A 14,407-nucleotide genomic window follows, 5' to 3' on the forward strand; every position below is an offset into this window, starting at 1 on the left:
GCGTCAGACGGTGCGGAAAACCGCGCCGCCTATCCAGCGAACTGGACTGAATTCAGTGATACCTTCGAAACCTTACCCAGCCCTTAACGGCAGCTTCTCATCGCAAGAATTCCTCTACCTTTGGTTCGGCGGGCCGGGATTTGAGGCTTGAAGGCAAGCGAGACGAAAGAGGATCGGACATGGTGGCGGACCGTGAAATGCGCGTTGTGGAAATCGGCGAGCCAGGCGGACCAGAGGCGCTGCGCATCGCCAAGCGCGACGTGCCGACACCGGGCGAAGGTGAGATCCTGATCGAAGTCGGTGCCGCGGGCGTCAACCGGCCCGACGTCATGCAGCGCCAGGGCCTTTACCCCCCGCCCCCCGGCGCCCCCGAATGGCCCGGCCTGGAAGTCGCGGGCCGCGTCGCGAGGCTCGGCGACGGGGCAACGCGTTTTTCCGAAGGCGATCGGGTCATGGCCCTCGTTGCCGGCGGCGGCTACGCCGACTTCGTCGTGGTGGCAGAAGCCAACGCCCTGATGGTGCCCACGGCGCTGAGCCTCGTCGAAGCAGCCGGCTTTCCGGAGACCTTCTTCACCGTCTGGCACAACGTCTTCCAGCGCGGCGGCCTGAAGGCCGGCGAGACGTTCCTCGTCCATGGCGGAACGTCGGGTATCGGCACGACGGCGATCCAGCTGGCTCATGCCTTCGGAGCGAGAGTCTTCGCGACGGCCGGCAGCGACGACAAGTGCCGCGCCGCCGAACGGCTCGGCGCGGACGGCTGCATCAACTACAAGGACGCCGACTTCGTCGCAGCGTTGAAGGAGGCGACCGGCGGCAAGGGCATCGACATTACCCTCGACATGATCGGGGGGGACTACGCCGCCCGCAACGTCGAAGTGGCGGCGGAAGATGGCAGGATCGTCCAGATCGCAGTCCAGAAAGGTGCCAAGGCCGAAATCGACCTGTTCAAGATCATGCGCAAGCGGCTGACGCTCACCGGCTCGACGCTGCGCAACCGGCCGGTCGAATTCAAGGCACAAATCGCCGAGGAACTCTCCACGCACGTCCTGCCTTTGATCGAGAGCGGCAAGGTCAAGCCGCTGATCGACCGGACCTACCCGTTGGGAGCGGCAGCCGATGCCCACCGACACATGGACGACGACCATATCGGCAAGATCGTCCTGACCACCGGGCGCGGCGACGCCTAGCGTTTCGACCGGCGCAATTCGCCCTCTGCCGACGAGACGACTTCTCTCGTGCCGCCGCCTCGTGGCGCCGTATCCGAAATGGTGCCACGAGACCGGTCGGCCGGCCGCGTCGCCATGGTGAGGGTCATCCTCGTGCTGCTCGCAATGCCGAAGCGCGAGACGCGCGGAGCCTTCGACATCGGCTTCGAAGCGTCTCGGTATTCGTGCTCTCCAGGCTGTCGGTTCTCGTCACTTGCATGTGAATCGATGCAGGAACGTGGACTTGGGATGCGTCGCCCCGTCTTTTCCTTGCGCTGACATCGTGAACGATTTATATCGAACGCGATTTCCCGGACATCCTGAGATGATCCACGGCCTGCCCTCCCCGGACAGGCGAACAGGAGGATTTTATCCATGGCCCAGCAATTGTTGATGCCGAAGGCGACCGCCGTCTGGCTGGTCGACAATACCTCGCTCTCCTTCGAGCAGATCGCCGACTTCTGCACCATGCACCCGCTCGAGGTGAAGGCGATTGCCGACGGAGAATCCGCGCAGGGCATCAAGGGCCTCGATCCGATCATGACCGGCCAGCTTAATCGCGACGAGATCGAGCGCGGCGAGAAGGACATCAAGCACAAGCTGAAGCTGGCGCCGCCGAAGGTCCGGGTGCCCGAATCGAAGCGCAAGGGCCCGCGCTACACGCCGGTTTCCAAGCGCCAGGACCGGCCGAACGCCATCCTCTGGCTGGTGCGCAACCATCCCGAACTCAAGGACGCGCAGATCTCGCGTCTCGTCGGCACGACCAAGAACACCATCGAGCAGATCCGCGAACGCACCCACTGGAACTCGGCCAATCTGACGCCGATGGACCCGGTCACCCTCGGCCTCTGCTCGCAGATCGATCTCGATCTGGAGGTCGAGAAGGCGACGCGGGACATGCCGCCGCGCGCCGAGGACCTCGCCGAGGAAGAGCGCCTTCTCTCCGCCGCTCAGACCCAGAACTGGTCGCCGCTGGAGCGCTCGTCCAACGAAGACGACGAAATCGACGAGGCCGCGGTCTTCGCCAAGCTCTCCTCCATGCGCCGCGAGGAGCCGGAAGAGGACGAGGACGACCGGCGCTGAGCCTCGCTCACGCCATCCACCGAGCCTTTGCCGGCAGCGATTTTCAGCGCCGCGTCCATAAAAGTGGGCGCGGCGTTCTGGTTTCTCGGAAGCTGCGAAGCGGCTTGGCTGCGCTTCGCTGCGTGCCGCCCGTCTCTTATTCTCCGCCCCCCGGAGGCACGGCCTTCAGATAGGCGGCGATCGCCTCGCGGTCGCTCGCGGGCAGCTTGGCGATGTTTTCCTGCACCTCGACCATCGAACCGCCGACCGAATCGAAGTCCGGAGTGAAGCCGCTTTCCAGATAATAGGCGATGTCCTCGGCCGACCACGAGCCGATGCCGGCCTTCGACGGCGTGATGTTCGGGACGTTGCCCTTCCCCTCGGGGTTGGGTGCACCGGCAAGCCACTGGTCCGTCTGGAGACCGCCCGCCCCCCAGAAGCTGCGGGGCGTGTGGCATTCGCCGCAATGGCCGGGGCCCTCGACGAGATACTGGCCGGCACGGGCCACTTCCGGGGCATCCTGCGGCAGGTCGATCGCCGGCGAGCCGTCACCGAGGAACACCAGTTTCCACAGCCCGAGCGCCGGTCGGATGTTGAAGGGAAAGTCGAGCTCGTTTGCCGGCGCCACGCCCTTGACCGGCGGCAACGTCTTCAGGAAGGCCCAAAGGTCGGCAACGTCCTGCTTCGTCATTCGGACATAGGAGGTGTAGGGGAAGGCCGGGTAGAGGTGCCGGCCTTCGGGGTCGACGCCGCGCTGCAGGGCGTCGGCGAAGTCGGCAAGGCTCCAGCGCCCGATCCCGTCTTCCTCATCCGGCGAAATGTTGGGTGCGTGGAACGTGCCGAAGCGGGTGGGCAGCGGGTCGCCACCGGCCAGCTTCAGCCGCTCCTCGCCCTTCGCCTTCGAGGGCGCGTGGCAGGAGACGCAGCCGCCGGCCCAGAAGAGGCGCTCGCCGCGTGTCGCCTCGCCGCTGCCTTCGGCGGCGATCTGCTCTGCATCGAGCCGGTCGGGCCTGGCGAGGGCGTAGAGCGCAGCGGCGGCGACCAACACGACGATGATCAGGGAGATCAGGATTTTCTTCAGCATCGCAACGCCTCTTACCCGGCCCGCTCAAAGCCGGCGGGGGAGGATTGCGGGGCCGGGCGCGAACCGTCAAGCCGGCTGAAGCTCGTCCCGGCGCTCCGGGCGGCGGGTCGCGACCGGCCGCAGAGCCGGCCGCCGCCGAGACTGGCGGCGCGCCGGTCGGCTTATCGTCAGATGCGGCCGAGCAGGAGAAGGATCAGCACCACCACCAGCACGAGGCCGAGGATGCCGGAGGGACCGTAGCCCCAGCCTCCCGAATATCCCCATGTCGGCAGCGCGCCGACGAGGAGCAGGATGACGATGATGAGGAGGATCGTACCGAGGCTCATGGCGCGTTTCCTTCGCCGTTGTTGTGATGCCTCACAAACCGTTGAACGAGAATTGCGTTCCCTTCGGCTCCATCGGCTTGGTTAACATTTCGCCACGACTTGGACTCATGCCGGCCCGAATCCTCCGATCGCCACGAAGACCGCGATCATCACGAAGATGATCCCGAGGACGAGCGTCGGCCGATACCCCCACTGCCGGGAATAGGGCCATGTCGGCATCGCGGCGATCAGCGCCAGAAAGACGATGACAACGACGATCGGGCCATATCCCACGTCCATTTGCACTCTCCCGTTTTTTGATCCGCCCGCCTGCGGCCGAGCTGCGGATGGGCACACCCAATCCACGGGCGTCGCAACACGCGGCATGCCGCGTCCGCGGCCATTCCGTCAACGATATGGGCGACACACCGTTCGCATCCATTCCTCGAGTTTAATAGTTGCATCCTATTAAGTAGCATCCTATTAATTTGGCTATGACACAGGATGCATCGCTCCAGTTCGACCTGACGACCAATCTTTTGAGGATCGGCCGGATCTGGCGCAAACACGTACGCGCCCATATCGACGCCCATGGAATCTCGGAGGCCTGCGCCCATCCGCTGGTGGCGATCGGCCGCCTCGGCGACGGCGTGCGCCAGGGCCCGGTGGCCGAGGAGGTCGGCATGGAGGGCCCGTCTCTCGTCCGGCTTCTCGACCAGCTATGCGAATGCGGCCTCGTCGAGCGACGCGAAGACCCGGCCGATCGCCGCGCCAAGACGCTGTGGCTGACCGAGCGTGGCCGCAACGTGATGGCCAGCATCGAGGCCGATCTGGTCGCCTTGCGAGCCCAGGTTCTGGACACCGTTCCGCGGGAGGACATCGAGGCGACGCTTCGCGTCTTCGCCGCCTTCAAGGCCTATCAGCCACCGTTGGGGGAGGACGACTCGGGGGCGACGGGAAAACTCGAAGAGACGCCCTGATGTCAGCCCTTCCCCTGCCCAGCGGGCGGGAGTGGATCTTCGCGGCGAAGACCTTCGCCGCGTCCATGCTCGCCCTCTACATCGCGCTCGCCGCCGGTCTGCCTCGACCCTATTGGGCGATGGCGACGGTGTTCATCGTCGCCAATCCGCTTGCCGGCGCGACCCGCTCGAAGGCGCTCTACCGGGCGCTCGGAACGGTGTTCGGCGCCTCCGCGGCGGTGTTCTTCACGCCGCTCTTCGTCGGCGAGCCGATCGTCCTCAGTGCCGTCGTCGCCATCTGGACGGGCGGCATGCTGTTCGTCTCCTTCCTCGACCGCTCGCCACGCTCCTACATGCTGATGCTGTCGGGCTACACGCTGCCGCTGATCGCCCTGCCGACGGTGGGCGATCCTTCGACGGTCTTCGACGTTGCCTTGGCGCGGTCCGAGGAGATCATCCTCGGCATCACCTGCACCAGCCTCGTCAGCGCTCTCGTCCTGCCCCAGAGCCTCGGGGCGGTCGTGGCGGGCCGCGTCGACGGCTGGCTGGGCGATGCGGGCTCGTGGATCCGCGACGTGCTCGGCGGCAACGGCGATGCGCGGCTCGGCGAGACGATGAAGCTCGCGCCGGACCTCCGGGCCGTCGACCAGTTGATCGGACAGTTGCGCTACGACCCGGAGATGGCGGCCGTCGTGCGCAGCGCCCGCGAACTGCGCGGCCGGCTGGTGATGCTGCCGGCGCTCCTGTCCTCCCTCGCCGACCGCCTGGCCGCGATCAGCAACGAGACCGGAAGGCTGCCGCCGGAGCTCGAGGTCCTGTGCTGGGAACTCGACGCCTGGGTGGCGAGCAGGGGCGAAGCCCATCGCAACGGCAGCCGACGGCTCGCAGGCCGGATTGCCGACCTTCGCAATCGCTCCGCGGGGGGCGGCGACTGGAACGCGCTACTGCGCCACAGCGCCTTGGCGCGACTTTCGGAGGTCGTCGATCTGTGGAGCGACTGCGTCACGTTGAAAACACAGATCCTCGCCGGACGCAGGGCCGAGCGGCGGCCGTCCCTGCGGCTCGCCAACGTCGCCGCCGAGGTGCCGCATTACGACCACGGCATGATGGCCTTTGCCGCCGGCTCGGCGATCCTCTGCCTGTTCTGCGCCTCGCTGATCTGGATCTATTCGGGCTGGGACCAGGGCGCCGGTTTCGTGCTCATCGCAGCGGTCGCCGGCGCGTTCTTCGCATCGCTCGACAACCCGCTGCCGCAACTCAAGCAGATGGCCGTCCTGACGACGCTCGGTTGCATCGTCGCCGGCATCTACGTTTTCGGCGTCCTGCCGCAGGTCACCACCTTCACCGGGCTCGTCGTCGTCTTCGCCCCGGTCTATCTCGCTCTGCCGATCCTCATCGCCCGGCCGAAGACGATGTTCATCGGGCTGCTCCTCGCGGTCAACAGTGCGACGCTGATGACGCTGCAGGAGGTCTATGCAGCGGATTTCACCCTCTTCGTCAACGGCGCGATCGCCGCCGTCCTCGGCGTGGTCTTCGTCATCGTCTGGACGATCCTGACGCGGCCATTCGGCTCGGCGCTGGCGGCCCGGCGTCTCGAAGCCCAGGGGTGGAGCGAAATCGCCTCGCTAGCCGACGGGAGAAGCCGGGCTGCCGCGCCGGTCTTCGCCGGCCGCTTCTTCGACCGGCTCGGCCAACTCGTGCCACGCCTCGGCCCCGATGCGGCGGACAAGAGCGCCGAAGCTTTCGCGGAAATGCGCGTCGGCCTCAACGTTCTCGACCTCAGGGAGGCCGTCAGGCGGCTGCAAGGGCCGCAAAAGGCCGAAGTGGCGGCGGTGCTTTCCGGTGTCGCCCGGCTCTTTCGGCAAAAGGCCGCGGATGCGTCGACGGCTTCGGCCGAGGCCGATCTTCTCGCGCATATCGACGCGGCGCTCGGCGCCTTCGGCGAACCTGCCGCCGGGCCGGGCGACGGGCGACGGGCGCTGCAGGCGCTGATCGGACTCAGGCGGGCGCTTTACGCCGCCGCGCCGCCGCCCTCCCCGCCCGACCGGCCGGCTCTCGCGCGGCCTGTCGAAGCCGACTTCGCCATCGCGGCGGAATAGGAGTTTCAAATGATCGGTGATTTCTCGATCTTCGGGGTCTTCGTCCCGAGGCTCCTCGTCCTGCTTCTCGCATCCTATGGGGTGCTCTTGCTTCTCAAGAAGGTCCTCGCCCGCCTCGGCGTCTATCGCCTCGTCTGGCATCCGGCGCTGTTCGACCTCTCGATCTTCATCATCCTCGCCGCCACGGCGGCGAACGTCGCTGAATGGTATCCGTCATGATCGCCCGCTTTTCCCGGCTGCTCAAAGCCGCTTTCACCCTCACCCTCTTCGCCGTCGCGCTCGCCGTCGGCTGGAATTTCTGGCAGGGCTACATGCAGACGCCATGGACCCGCGACGGGCACGTGCGCGCCGACGTCGTCTCCATCGCCCCGGACGTCGCGGGTCCGGTCGCGGCGGTGCTGGTCTCCGACAACCAGACGGTCGAGAAGGGCGACGTCCTCGTGCGCATCGACCCGGAGCGGTTCCAGATCGCTCTCGACCTCGCCGACGCCACGCTGAAGGACCGGTCGGCCTCTCTCGACCAGGCCAGGCGCGACGCCGAGCGCTACCACCGGCTGAAGAACGGCCCGGCGGTCTCCCAACAGAATATCGAGCAGGCGGATCTCGCCGTCGAGCAGGCCTCTGCCGCCTATGACGAGGCGAAGGCGAACCGGGACCTCGCCGCCCTCAATCTGGCTCGGACCGAGGTGCGCGCGCCGGTCAACGGCGTGGTCAGCAATCTGTCGCTCAATCCCGGCGACTACGTCTCGAGCGGCGCCGGCGTCCTGGCGCTGATCGACACCGACACGCTGAGGGTCGAGGGTTATTTCGAGGAGAACCAGTTGCCGCGGATCGCCGTCGGCGATGCAGTCTCCGTCGAACTGATGGGGCACCCGCAAACGCTGCGCGGCCATGTCGAAAGCATCGCCGCCGGCATCGAGGACCGCGAGCGCACCAATGGCTCGAACCTCCTCGCTAACGTCACGCCGACCTTCTCCTGGGTGCGGCTGGCCCAGCGCGTGCCGGTGCGCGTCGCACTCGACGACGTGCCGGCGGGAACGCGGCTCGTCGCCGGACTGACCGCCACCGTCAGCGTCCATCCGCGCCGTGGCGGCGGCGCTCCCGCCGACGCCTCCGCCGCAGAGCCCGCGACGGCGCGGCCTGCCGCGGTCGAACCGGCCGGTTGATCGGGCCGTTGGGCAACCAGCTCTCCTCCCGCCCGCTTCGCCCGTTGCGGCAAGATCGCGCCGTCACGGTTCCGTCACGCCCGCCGGCGAGAATTGACAAGCGGTGGGGAACGCGCCACCTCGAAGCCGATGCTTTTGATTTTCCTCCGACGAGGACCGACGCGATGACCATCCAGACGCCGATCGACGCCATCGAGGCAGACCCAGCGCCGCGGCGCGCGACCGTCGGCGTCGATGTCGGCGGAGTGCTGGTCGGCGGCGGCGCGCCGGTGGTCGTGCAGTCGATGACCAACACCGACACTGCCGATATCGACGCCACCGTCGCGCAGGTCGCTGCGCTGTCGAAGGCCGGCTCGGAAATCGTCCGCATCACCGTCGACCGGGACGAATCCGCCGCGGCCGTTCCGAAGGTGCGCGAGCGGCTGGAGCGCCTGGGCATGAACGTGCCTTTGGTCGGCGACTTCCACTATATCGGCCACAAGCTTCTCGCCGATCACCCGGCCTGCGCCGAGGCCCTGGCGAAATATCGCATCAATCCCGGGAACGTCGGCTTCAGGGACAAGCGGGACAAGCAGTTCTCCGACATCGTGGAAATGGCGATCCGCTACGACAAGCCGGTGCGCATCGGCGTCAACTGGGGCTCGCTCGACCAGGAACTGCTGACCCGGCTGATGGACGCCAACAACGCCTCGCCCAAGCCCCGTTCGGCGCGGGCCGTGACGCGCGAGGCGATCATCCAGTCGGCGCTGCTCTCGGCCGCTCTCGCCGAGGAGATCGGCCTGCCGAAGACCAAGATCATCCTGTCGGCCAAGGTCAGCCAGGTGCAGGACCTCATCGCCGTCTATCGCGACCTGTCGCGCCGCACCGATCATGCCCTGCATCTCGGCCTCACCGAGGCGGGCATGGGCTCGAAGGGCATCGTCGCCTCCTCCGCCGCCATGGGCATCCTGCTCCAGGACGGCATCGGCGACACGATCCGCGTCTCGCTGACGCCGGAGCCGGGCGGCGATCGCACCAAGGAGGTGCAGGTCGCCCAGGAATTGCTGCAGACGATGGGCTTTCGACAGTTCATCCCCGTCGTCGCCGCCTGCCCCGGCTGCGGCCGAACCACCTCGACGGTGTTCCAGGAACTCGCCGAGAAGATCCAGAACGACATCCGTGTCAACATGCCGGTGTGGCGGGAAAAATATCCGGGCGTCGAGGCGCTGAACGTCGCGGTGATGGGCTGCATCGTCAACGGTCCCGGCGAATCCAAGCACGCCGACATCGGCATCTCGCTCCCAGGCACCGGCGAGACGCCCGCAGCCCCCGTATTCGTCGACGGCAAGAAGTCGGTGACGCTGCGCGGGCCGAACATCGCCGCGGAGTTCCAGGCGATGGTCGCCGACTACATCGAGCGGCGGTTCGGCCAAGGGCGCAGCGCTGCCGAATGAGGGCATCGCGAACCGTCCCTGGTCCGGGTGTCGCCGATTGCGGCGACGCAGCATCGCTTCCAGGGGCGTCACGCGCTGTGTTGCGGCTCCTTCTCTCGCTTGCCATCGTGCTCGGCGCGGCACCTCTCGCGGCAGCGGACCCACCACGGACGACCGAGAATGCCGCGATCGCCATGCCGGCCCTTGCCTATCCGCCTTCGCCGCCGCGTTTCGGCGCGACCGACGCGATGTCCGGCGCCGCCGAGGCCAAGGATGACGACGAGCCGCCGGTGCGACGCATCTGCCGCCTGATCGCCGAAAACGCCGATGCCGTCGGCATGCCCCCCTCCTTCTTCGCCCGGCTGATCTGGAAGGAGAGCCGTTTCGATGCGGAAGCGCGCTCGCCGGTGGGCGCACAGGGCATCGCCCAGTTCATGCCCTACACCGCTGCCGAGCGCGGCCTATCCGATCCCTACGACAGCGCCGAGGCGATCCGCCATTCGGCGCTCTATCTCGCAGATCTCAGATCCGAACTCGGCAATTGGGGCCTCGCCGCCGCCGCCTACAATGGCGGGATCAACCGGGTGAAGCGCTGGATCGCCATCGGCGGTCGGTTGCCTTCCGAAACGGAAGACTACGTCGCCGCGATCACCTTCCGCCCCGCCGTCTGGTTCCAGGAAGACGGTCGCGAGATCGAGCCCCGACCGCTCGAAGAAGACAAGGAGTTCGGCCAGTCCTGCGAGCGGCTGCCGATCATCGAGAGCCGCTCCGTCTTCGCCTCGCTCGATACGGGAGCGCCGATGAAGCCGTGGGGCGTCCAGATCGCCGGCAACCCCAGCCAATCCGTGGCGATGGCGATGTTTCGACGGGTGCAGTCGCAGGTCCCGAAGCTGCTCGGCGGCAAGGCGCCGCTGGTCCTGCGCGAACGGGCGCCGGGCCTTGGACGCATCTGGGCCGTGCGCATCGGCGCCGACAGCCGGGCGGAGGCGAATCAGTTCTGCATCAAGCTGAAGGGCGCCGGAGCCTCCTGCATCGTGATGAAGAACCGCTGACACCACCCAGCAAGAACGCAGGCGGACACGTTCCGGGGAGCACGCCGCGGTCTGCCAATCCAGGCCGAGGCCGAAGGCTCCCCGAACGTCGCGATGCGAAACCCGCAAGCATCGGGGATGCCTCTTCAAATCAGTCCGACAGGACTTCCCGCAGTCGGTTCGCATCGATGCTGGAAATTTCGGAGGCCGGCTCAGGGTCCGCCTTCATCTGCTGCTCGAGATCGTCCGAGCCGACTCCGCCCCGCGCGGCCAGAATTTCTTCATAGATCCCGATCAGATCTTCCGCCTGATCCGACGCTTGGCGCATGTTCACGCTCGCTGCGGGCGACTTCAGATAACGCCGCGGATCGCGGTCGATCTCCTGCAGCGCCTTCATCAGGCCCTCCGGGCTGGAAACGTCGATCCTGAAGCCGTTCTGGCCTTCGACGACGTCCTCTCCGATCGCCCCCCGGTCCGAGGCGATCACCCAGCAGCCGCACATCAGTGCTTCTCGGGTCACCAGGCCGTAGGCTTCCGGCCACACCGAAGGCGCGACGAGCACGTCGAATTCGGCATAGAGCTCGGCCACCTTGCTCTGCGGCACCTTCGGGCGGATGTCGAGTTCGGTCGTGCCGAGCCGGCCTTGGCGGCGGGTTCCCGCGGCCATGGCGTGATCGATGAAGACGAAGCGCAGGTTCTTGAACTCTCCGCTCAAGAGAGCCCGCTGAATCAAATGATAGCCCTTGTGCCTCGCCAGCCCACCGATGAAGCCGAGGCGAACCTTGCCGTCGGGCGAGGGAATGCGCGGCGCCGGGATGATATCCGAGCCGCCGTTCGGCACCGCCACGGCGTTGTGGACGCCGGCGCTGCGATAGACCTCGGCGAAGGCTTCCGAGACCGCCATCACTTTCTCCGCTCCGAGCAGACATTCGCGCAGTTGCATGCGCGTCGAGAACTGTTCGGGCGGTATCCGGCCGAGCTGCGACGCAGGATTGGCGTGGTCGTAGAGAACGATCTGGTCGTCCTTGCCGAGCAGGAACTGCTCGTCGGAAATCCACCAGCCGTCATGGGCCGTCACCACGTAGGGGATGCCACGGCGCCGCGCTTCGAGCACCACCGCCGCCGTCAGCCGCTGGATGCAATGGAAGTGGATGATGTCGGGCTGGCAGACGTCGAGATAGTCGCTGAAGACCTTCGCCATCTTCTCGTCGTAGACGATCCGGTCGATATCCGGCAGATCCGGCGTGGTGACGCCGACGACACGGACCCCGTCCGCAGCGTGACTGGAGACCTTATAGGCTTCGCTGCCACCTTCGATGGAGCAGAACACCTCGAAGGCGAATTCGTCCGAATGGTTTGCGGCGAAATGCCTGACATTGTCGTGGACGACGCGCGTCGCGCCACCGAGCGCCTGGGGCGGATAGAAGACGTTGACGACGAGGACGCGCTTGCGCTTGTCCGGCGCCGGCAGACTCGCCGAGCGAATGATCTCGGTGATGTTCTTGGCCATGGCCGGGATGCCGTATTGCTTCAGCGCCTTTTCCCGCGCCTTCGCACCGATGGCAGCCCGCAACTCCGGCTGCCGGATGAGCCGGTCGAGTGCTTCGGTCCATTCCTTCGGGGTGCGGGCAATGATCCCGTCGACGCCGTCCTCGATCACCTCCTCGTAGAGCGCCGTGTCGCTGACGATCGACGGGATCCCGAGCATCGCCGCTTCCAGCCACTTGATCTCGCTCTTCACGTCGGTCGTGGCCGCAGGCTTCAGAACGGCGAGATTGATATCTGCGGCAGAAAGCGCCGACCAGAACTGATGGACGTCCCAAACCGGCGGCAACATCACCAGGTTGTCCGGGTATTCGCCGAGCTTCTTGCCCGGCGTCATATAGCCGGCAAGGACGATGGAGACCTTGTCGCCGTACTTCCTGGCCATGGCGACGAGCGCCGGCTCGACCAATTCCTGGAAGTCCTGCTTGTGGGCCTTCGTCCCCGATCCGTAGAAGATCGTGACCTGCTCCTTGGTCTGCACCATCGTATGGCCGACATGCTGGGCGTGCGGGCTGTGCAGCGCATTCGCGTGGACGAAAGTGGGCTTGTCCGCGCCCGCCACCCCTTGAACGTACCGGACCAGGGGCTTGGTGGAGACCAGCGCGTTCTCGCAATATTTCAGGGCTGAGCGGAACAACGGCACGCCAAGCGCCAGACCGTCATGTTCTTTCTGGGTAAACTGGGCGTCGTAGGATTCAAGCGCCGGCGGAAAGTACTCCGAATCGAATATGAGGTCGTCGACCTCATAGAATGTCGCGCATCCGACTTCGCGCGCCTTCTCGATCGCGCGGATCATCTCGTAATAGGACGGCACCCGGAAAAAGATCACGGCGTCGAAGCAATGGACCTTTTCGAGGAACCGGTCGAGGTTGTCCTTGAAATCGAACGACTCCACGACGAAGCCGGCCGCCTTCAGCTGTTCGATCTTCTGGTCGATCCGGTAGAAGCGGCATTGGGGCAGATCGAAATTGCCCATCAGTGCGACCGTGCGGACGTAGCGCTTTTCCGCCGTGCTCTCCGGACGCAGCAGTTCGTGGATGGCGTCGCAATCGCTTTCGATCCGACGCTGGGCCTCGGCAAGACGCCCGTCGCTCGCCTCGGCATTGGCGAGCAGCCAGGACGACGTCAGGAACCGCGGCGCGAGATCGTGGAAGCGACGCCTCAGCCCGAGATCGGCCGGAAAGCGTTCGATGCCGTCCTTCAATGTCTTGAGGGCCGCAAACTGATCACCGACCTGTTCGGCGCAATGCGCCAGATTGATGTAGGTCCAGATGTTCGAATCGCTGGTCTGGGTCAGCCTCTCATAGATTTCCGCAGCCTCGAGGTAGCATTTGCGACGCAGCAGGCAGTCGGCATAGTGGCGCAGCGCCGGCGCGAAGTCCGGCACCCGCTGCAGGATCTTCTGATAGGCGGTCAGCGCCTGGTCGTCCTTGCCCTCCAACACGAGGCGGTCCGCGATCAGAACAAGCAGCGGCGCGTGGCGCGTCTCGATCGCGACCGGCGTGGCGTTGTTCACCATCACCTCGTTCATCAGCAGACCGAACCGATCGACGTATCTGCTCGTGGCGTCCGATCCTGCGAAAGACGGAAGTTCGAGCGACGGCAGCCCCCGCACGCCCGGGCCGAGCAGACTCTCGAGCCACAGCCGCCGGTTCGGCCAGTGATTTGCCGCGATCCCTTCCTTCAGGTAATGGCGATAGATGTCCGAGGGCGCCGGCGAGGTGACTTCCTTGGCATAGGTCTCGACATAGAAGCTCGGCTCGAAGTCGTAGCCTTCCCGGATGGTCGCGACGTCGTCGATTCCCACCGATACGAAATGCTTCAGCGCGGCTTCCTTATCGAAGCTCTTTTGGCGCGCGCGCAATGATTTGCTTGAGTAATAATAGTATTCCGCGTCAAACTTGCTCAGCAAGGCCGGGCTGATGTCGCTGGAAAGAAGCCGCTGCTCCAAGGGGCCGGTCGGGCTTGACCCCGCCGGAGCGGCCAGCAGCGCCACCGGCTTGAGCGGCGCGTCCCTGCCGTGACGCTCCCGATGATATTGGACGATTTCCTCTTCGCTCGGGATCGGCGCCGCGATTGCTCGCAGTTCCTCCGCCACGTGAGGCGACGAGGGGTCGATCATGTAGGCTTCGCGATAGGCTGCGACGGCTTCGGTGCGCTTGCCCTGGATCTTCAGGGCGTGGCCGAGTTGCAGATGCGTGTCGGCCTTGTCGCCGCGCAGCTTGAGCGCCCGCCGGTAGGCGTCCTCCGCCCGAGACGCGAAGCCCTGCTCCTTCAGGGCGTGACCGTACTGGACCCACACCGATTCGAGCTTCGGATTGCGGCGCAGGGCTTCCCCGTAGGCTTTCTGGGCATCGTGCCAGCGGCGCTCGGCATTCGCCTTGTCGCCGGCCTTGATCAGCGGGCGCGCACCGCTCAGCAACGTCGCGGTCTTCGACAGTGCGCTCCACTCGCCGTTGGGCCGCCGCTCGCCCGATCCATCTTGCCGCGGCTTGAAAGGACGAAGCAGACGATCGAACGAGGAAGAAGAACCCTTGGT

At 66.1% G+C, this 14,407-nt stretch carries 12 protein-coding genes; 8 read left to right on the forward strand and 4 right to left on the reverse strand.

Features of this window, described 5'->3' with window-relative positions:
* Positions 1–179: 179 nt before the first annotated feature.
* Positions 180–1,187 (forward strand): NAD(P)H-quinone oxidoreductase, encoded by a 1,008-nt coding sequence (locus GTK09_RS14310; RefSeq protein ID WP_163463852.1) that lies wholly within the window; start codon positions 180–182, stop codon positions 1,185–1,187.
* A 393-nt stretch (positions 1,188–1,580) separates the two neighbouring features.
* Complete coding sequence (locus GTK09_RS14315; protein WP_163463853.1) at positions 1,581–2,288, forward strand: DUF1013 domain-containing protein; 708 nt, start codon at positions 1,581–1,583, stop codon at positions 2,286–2,288.
* Between the two features lie 136 nt (positions 2,289–2,424).
* Here GTK09_RS14315 and GTK09_RS14320 read toward each other — a convergent pair whose 3' ends face one another.
* The 3 genes from GTK09_RS14320 to GTK09_RS14330 all read right to left on the reverse strand — a co-directional run bounded on the left by GTK09_RS14320 (position 2,425) and on the right by GTK09_RS14330 (position 3,956).
* Complete coding sequence (locus GTK09_RS14320) at positions 2,425–3,351, reverse strand: cytochrome c (protein ID WP_163463854.1); 927 nt, start codon at positions 3,349–3,351, stop codon at positions 2,425–2,427.
* 167 nt (positions 3,352–3,518) lie between these two features.
* A complete protein-coding gene (locus GTK09_RS14325; RefSeq protein ID WP_163463855.1) occupies positions 3,519–3,677 on the reverse strand; it encodes a DUF3309 family protein in 159 nt (52 codons plus the stop codon).
* A 105-nt stretch (positions 3,678–3,782) separates the two neighbouring features.
* On the reverse strand, positions 3,783–3,956 hold the full coding sequence (locus GTK09_RS14330) for a DUF3309 family protein (protein ID WP_163463856.1): 174 nt from the start codon (positions 3,954–3,956) through the stop codon (positions 3,783–3,785).
* 194 nt (positions 3,957–4,150) lie between these two features.
* Here GTK09_RS14330 and GTK09_RS14335 point away from each other — a divergent pair, with 194 nt between their 5' ends.
* The 6 genes from GTK09_RS14335 (at position 4,151) to GTK09_RS14360 (ending at position 10,344) form a co-directional block, all read left to right on the forward strand.
* A complete protein-coding gene (locus tag GTK09_RS14335; RefSeq protein ID WP_163463857.1) occupies positions 4,151–4,636 on the forward strand; it encodes a MarR family winged helix-turn-helix transcriptional regulator in 486 nt (161 codons plus the stop codon).
* Positions 4,636–6,714 carry an FUSC family protein gene (locus tag GTK09_RS14340; protein ID WP_163463858.1) on the forward strand — a complete coding sequence of 693 codons (2,079 nt, stop codon included), beginning with the start codon at positions 4,636–4,638 and terminating at the stop codon, positions 6,712–6,714. The genes GTK09_RS14335 and GTK09_RS14340 overlap by 1 nt, the downstream gene beginning before the upstream one ends.
* Positions 6,715–6,723: 9 nt before the next feature.
* Entirely contained in the window at positions 6,724–6,933 is a 210-nt protein-coding gene (locus tag GTK09_RS14345) for a DUF1656 domain-containing protein (RefSeq protein WP_163463859.1), read from the forward strand.
* Positions 6,918–7,880 (forward strand): efflux RND transporter periplasmic adaptor subunit, encoded by a 963-nt coding sequence (locus GTK09_RS14350; protein ID WP_163463860.1) that lies wholly within the window; start codon positions 6,918–6,920, stop codon positions 7,878–7,880. The genes GTK09_RS14345 and GTK09_RS14350 overlap by 16 nt, the downstream gene beginning before the upstream one ends.
* A 164-nt stretch (positions 7,881–8,044) precedes the next feature.
* Positions 8,045–9,313: a flavodoxin-dependent (E)-4-hydroxy-3-methylbut-2-enyl-diphosphate synthase gene (ispG, locus tag GTK09_RS14355; RefSeq protein ID WP_163463861.1), complete on the forward strand. Its 1,269-nt coding sequence runs from the start codon at positions 8,045–8,047 to the stop codon at positions 9,311–9,313.
* A gap of 77 nt (positions 9,314–9,390) precedes the next feature.
* Entirely contained in the window at positions 9,391–10,344 is a 954-nt protein-coding gene (locus GTK09_RS14360; protein WP_376768006.1) for a lytic transglycosylase domain-containing protein, read from the forward strand.
* 130 nt (positions 10,345–10,474) lie between these two features.
* Here GTK09_RS14360 and GTK09_RS14365 read toward each other — a convergent pair whose 3' ends face one another.
* Entirely contained in the window at positions 10,475–14,290 is a 3,816-nt protein-coding gene (locus GTK09_RS14365; RefSeq protein WP_163463863.1) for a glycosyltransferase, read from the reverse strand.
* Positions 14,291–14,407 lie beyond the last annotated feature (117 nt).

The organism is Jiella pacifica (assembly GCF_010500815.1).
GTDB classification, from domain to species: Bacteria; Pseudomonadota; Alphaproteobacteria; order Rhizobiales; family Rhizobiaceae; genus Jiella; species Jiella pacifica.

Excerpts from the sequence above, each read along its gene's own strand:
- ispG (WP_163463861.1), top strand. The coding sequence starts at position 8,045 with ATGACCATCCAGACGCCGATCGACGCCATCGAGGCAGACCCAGCGCCG.
- GTK09_RS14335 (WP_163463857.1), top strand. The coding sequence starts at position 4,151 with ATGACACAGGATGCATCGCTCCAGTTCGACCTGACGACCAATCTTTTG.
- GTK09_RS14340 (WP_163463858.1), top strand. The coding sequence starts at position 4,636 with ATGTCAGCCCTTCCCCTGCCCAGCGGGCGGGAGTGGATCTTCGCGGCG.
- GTK09_RS14345 (WP_163463859.1), top strand. The coding sequence starts at position 6,724 with ATGATCGGTGATTTCTCGATCTTCGGGGTCTTCGTCCCGAGGCTCCTC.
- GTK09_RS14330 (WP_163463856.1), bottom strand. The coding sequence starts at position 3,956 with ATGGACGTGGGATATGGCCCGATCGTCGTTGTCATCGTCTTTCTGGCG.
- GTK09_RS14350 (WP_163463860.1), top strand. The coding sequence starts at position 6,918 with ATGGTATCCGTCATGATCGCCCGCTTTTCCCGGCTGCTCAAAGCCGCT.
- GTK09_RS14310 (WP_163463852.1), top strand. The coding sequence starts at position 180 with ATGGTGGCGGACCGTGAAATGCGCGTTGTGGAAATCGGCGAGCCAGGC.
- GTK09_RS14315 (WP_163463853.1), top strand. The coding sequence starts at position 1,581 with ATGGCCCAGCAATTGTTGATGCCGAAGGCGACCGCCGTCTGGCTGGTC.
- GTK09_RS14320 (WP_163463854.1), bottom strand. The coding sequence starts at position 3,351 with ATGCTGAAGAAAATCCTGATCTCCCTGATCATCGTCGTGTTGGTCGCC.
- GTK09_RS14325 (WP_163463855.1), bottom strand. The coding sequence starts at position 3,677 with ATGAGCCTCGGTACGATCCTCCTCATCATCGTCATCCTGCTCCTCGTC.